General features: G+C 67.7%; 3 protein-coding genes. All 3 read left to right on the top strand.

Translation table 11 applies throughout. The features are described 5' to 3' along the window. Window positions 1–128 precede the first annotated feature (128 nt). From PSEWESI4_RS24250 to PSEWESI4_RS24240, 3 genes are read left to right on the top strand one after another with little or no spacing between them, the layout of a single operon-like run. On the top strand, window positions 129–1,631 hold the full coding sequence (locus tag PSEWESI4_RS24250; RefSeq protein WP_187673808.1) for an MBOAT family O-acyltransferase: 1,503 nt from the start codon (window positions 129–131) through the stop codon (window positions 1,629–1,631). 12 nt (window positions 1,632–1,643) lie between these two features. Further along, a complete protein-coding gene (locus PSEWESI4_RS24245; RefSeq protein ID WP_187673807.1) occupies window positions 1,644–2,789 on the top strand; it encodes an alginate O-acetyltransferase in 1,146 nt (381 codons plus the stop codon). A 17-nt stretch (window positions 2,790–2,806) separates the two neighbouring features. Next, window positions 2,807–3,466: an alginate O-acetyltransferase AlgF gene (locus PSEWESI4_RS24240; RefSeq protein WP_187673806.1), complete on the top strand. Its 660-nt coding sequence runs from the start codon at window positions 2,807–2,809 to the stop codon at window positions 3,464–3,466. The last annotated feature ends 50 nt before the right edge of the window (window positions 3,467–3,516 follow it).

Here is a 3,516-nt window from a genome sequence, read left to right as displayed (position 1 = left end):
TCCCTCTCCCCCAAGCACCACCCCCGACCCACGCAACAGACGCGGGCGGGCGCGACACCTTGCAAGCAGTACCGGGGAGGAATGAGCGGGCCGTGAGGCCCTGACAGTTCTTCGATGGAGAAAGGCGGATGGTTTTCTCGTCCAACGTGTTCCTGTTCCTGTTCTTGCCGATCTTCCTCGGCCTGTACTACCTGAGCGGGAACCGCTATCGCAACCTGCTGCTGCTGATCGCCAGCTACATCTTCTACGCCTGGTGGCGCGTGGACTTCCTCGCCCTGTTCGCCGGGGTGACGGTGTTCAACTACTGGATCGGCCTGCGCATCGGCGCCGCCGGCGTGCGCACCCAAGCGGCCAGGCGCTGGCTGACCCTCGGCGTGGTGGTCGATCTCTGCGTGCTCGGCTACTTCAAGTACGCCAACTTCGGCGTCGACAGCCTCAACGCGATCATCAGCCAGTTCGGCATGCAGCCCTTCGTGCTCACCCACATCCTGCTGCCGATCGGCATCTCCTTCTACATCTTCGAATCGATCAGCTACATCGTCGACGTCTACCGCGGCGACACCCCGGCGACCCATAACCTGATCGACTTCGCCGCCTTCGTGGCGATCTTCCCGCACCTGATCGCCGGCCCGGTGCTGCGCTTCCGTGACCTGGTCGACCAGTTCAACCACCGCACCCACACCCTCGACAAGTTCTCCGAGGGCTGCACCCGCTTCATGCAGGGCTTCATCAAGAAGGTGTTCATCGCCGACACCCTGGCGATCGTCGCCGACCACTGCTTCGCCCTGGAAAACCCCAGCACCGGCGACGCCTGGCTCGGCGCGCTGGCCTACACCGCACAGCTCTACTTCGACTTCTCCGGCTACAGCGACATGGCCATCGGCCTCGGCCTGATGATGGGCTTCCGCTTCATGGAGAACTTCAAGCAGCCCTACATCAGCCAGTCGATCACCGAGTTCTGGCGGCGCTGGCACATCAGCCTCTCCACCTGGCTGCGCGACTACCTGTACATCAGCCTCGGCGGCAATCGCGGCGGCACCTTCAAGACCTACCGCAACCTGTTCCTGACCATGCTGCTCGGCGGCCTGTGGCACGGCGCCAACTTCACCTACGTGATCTGGGGCGCCTGGCACGGCATGTGGCTGGCCATCGAGCGAGCGCTGGGCATCGACGCCGCGCCGCACCGCTTCAACCCGCTGAAATGGGCGACGACCTTCCTGCTGGTGGTGCTCGGCTGGGTGATCTTCCGCGCCGAGAACCTCGACGTGGCCCTGCGCATGTACCAGGCGATGTTCAGCTTCGGCGACTGGCGCCTCTCCGAACTCGGCGCCGCCAACCTCACCGGCCTGCAGATCGCCACCCTGCTGCTCGCCTACGCGACCCTCGCGGTGTGCGGCCTCTACGACTTCTACCGCCACCCGCTCGACAGCCGCGCGCCCAAGGCCAAGGCCGCCGGGCAGGCGGGCGGCGAGCCGGTCACGCTGCAAGGGGGCGCGCCGACCGCGTCGGCGGCACTCACCTTCGACTGGCCGCGCACCCTGCTGCGCGCGGCGATCCTGGCGCTGTTCTGCGCCTCGATCCTCAAGCTCTCGGCACAGAGCTACTCGCCCTTCCTGTACTTCCAGTTCTGAGGACCGCCGACCATGACCCGCTCCCTGCGCCTCCTCTACATCGCCCTGTTCCTCGCCCTGCTGCTGGTGCTCGCCGTCTGGTCGCTGGGCGCCTTCCTCGGCTTCAGCGTGCCGCCCCGCGCCACCGTCCTCGACGGCAAGTGGGCCAAGGCGGTGGAGACCCGCTACGACGAGGAATTCCCTCTCAAGCGCCTGGGCACCAACCTCTGGGCGGCGCTCGACTACACGCTGTTCGACGAGGGCCGACCCGGTGTGGTGCTGGGTCGCAACAACTGGCTGTTCAGCGACGAGGAGTTCAAGCCCGAGCCCCGTGCCGAGCAGAACATCGACGACAACCTGCGCCTGGTCCAGGGCATTCGCCAGAGCCTGGAGCGGCGCGGTATCGACCTGGTCCTGGCAATCGTCCCGGCCAAGGCCCGCCTGTACCCGGAACACCTCGGCGAACGGCAGCCGGCCCGCCTGCGCGACAACCTCTACCAACGCTTCCACCTCGAAGCGCGCCGCGCCGGGATCGTCGCTCCCGACCTGCTTGCCAGCCTCGAGAAGGAAAAGGGCAACGGCGCGCTGTTCCTGCGCACCGATACCCACTGGACGCCGCACGGCGCCGAAGTGGCGGCCCAGCGCATCGGCCGGGCGGTGCAGCGCCGCCTGCCGCTGGACAACGAGCCGCAACGCTTCGTCACCGACTTCGGCAAGCGCGCGCCGTACCAGGGCGACCTGACCCGCTTCCTGCCGCTCGACCCGCTGTTCAGCGACCTGCTGCCGCCGCCGGACCACCTGCAACAGCGCACCACCCGCGCCGCCGACGCCGGGCGCGCCGATGCCGCAGCGCTGTTCGACGACGCCCGGGTGCCGGTGGCGCTGGTCGGCACCAGCTACAGCGCCAACCCCAACTGGAACTTCCAGGGCGCCCTGCGCCAGGCCCTCGGCAGCGACCTGGTCAGCTACGCCGAGGACGGCAACGGCCCGCTGCAACCGATGCTCGAGTACCTGCAAAGCGACGACTTCAAGGATTCGCCGCCACAACTGGTGATCTGGGAATTCCCGGAACGCTACCTGCCGATGGCCGCCGACCTGAGCCGCTTCGACCCCGAGTGGGTCGCCCAGCTCAAGGCCTCCGCGGCAACCGACGAACGCCTGGTCGGCGCAACCGACTGACAAGACCACTGGAGAACATGACCATGAAACCGACCCTCGCCCGCAAGTCCATCGCCACCACCGGCGCCCTGCTGCTCGCCGGACTGTTCAGTTGGCAGGCCCACGCCGCCGCCGACGCCGCCCTCTACGGTCCCGCCGCGCCCAAGGGCTCGGCCTTCGTGCGGGTCTACAACGCCACCGGCCAGGAAGTCAGCGCCAACGTCGGCAACACCCGCCTCGACGACGTCGGCCCGCAGGGCAGCAGCGACTTCAGCTTCCTGCCCGGCGGCAGCTACAGCGCCCAGGTCGGCGACCAGACCGTCTCGGTGCAGCTCGACCCGGACCGCTACTACACCCTGGTCAACCTGCCCGGCGGCCAGCCGAAGCTGGTCGAGGAACCGCCGTTCAGGAACAAGCAGAAGGCCCTGCTGCGCGTGCAGAACCTCAGCGACACCCCGCTCACCCTGAAGACCGCCGACGGCAAGACCCCGGTGGTGGAGAACGTCGTCCCGCAAGGGCGGGGGGACCGCGAGATCAACCCGGTGAAGGTCAACCTGGCGCTGTTCGACGGCGACCGCAAGGTCAGCGACCTCAAGCCGGTCGCCCTGGAACGCGGCGAAGCAGTGTGCCTGTACGTCACCGGCAGCGCCGGCAAGCTCGCCCCGGTCTGGGTGAAACGCCCGGCGAGCGCGAATTGATGAAGTGACTAATGACTCCCTCTCCCTCCGGGAGAGGGCTGGGGTGAGGG

Origin of the sequence: Zestomonas carbonaria (assembly GCF_904061905.1) — a bacterium.
GTDB classification, from domain to species: domain Bacteria; phylum Pseudomonadota; class Gammaproteobacteria; order Pseudomonadales; family Pseudomonadaceae; genus Aquipseudomonas; species Aquipseudomonas carbonaria.
The sequence above is the reverse complement of the archived record's forward strand: the minus strand, read 5'-3'. Positions and strand labels throughout refer to the sequence as shown.

Coding starts and splice junctions, on each gene's coding strand:
- PSEWESI4_RS24250 (WP_187673808.1), top strand. CDS start 129: ATGGTTTTCTCGTCCAACGTGTTCCTGTTCCTGTTCTTGCCGATCTTC.
- PSEWESI4_RS24245 (WP_187673807.1), top strand. CDS start 1,644: ATGACCCGCTCCCTGCGCCTCCTCTACATCGCCCTGTTCCTCGCCCTG.
- PSEWESI4_RS24240 (WP_187673806.1), top strand. CDS start 2,807: ATGACCATGAAACCGACCCTCGCCCGCAAGTCCATCGCCACCACCGGC.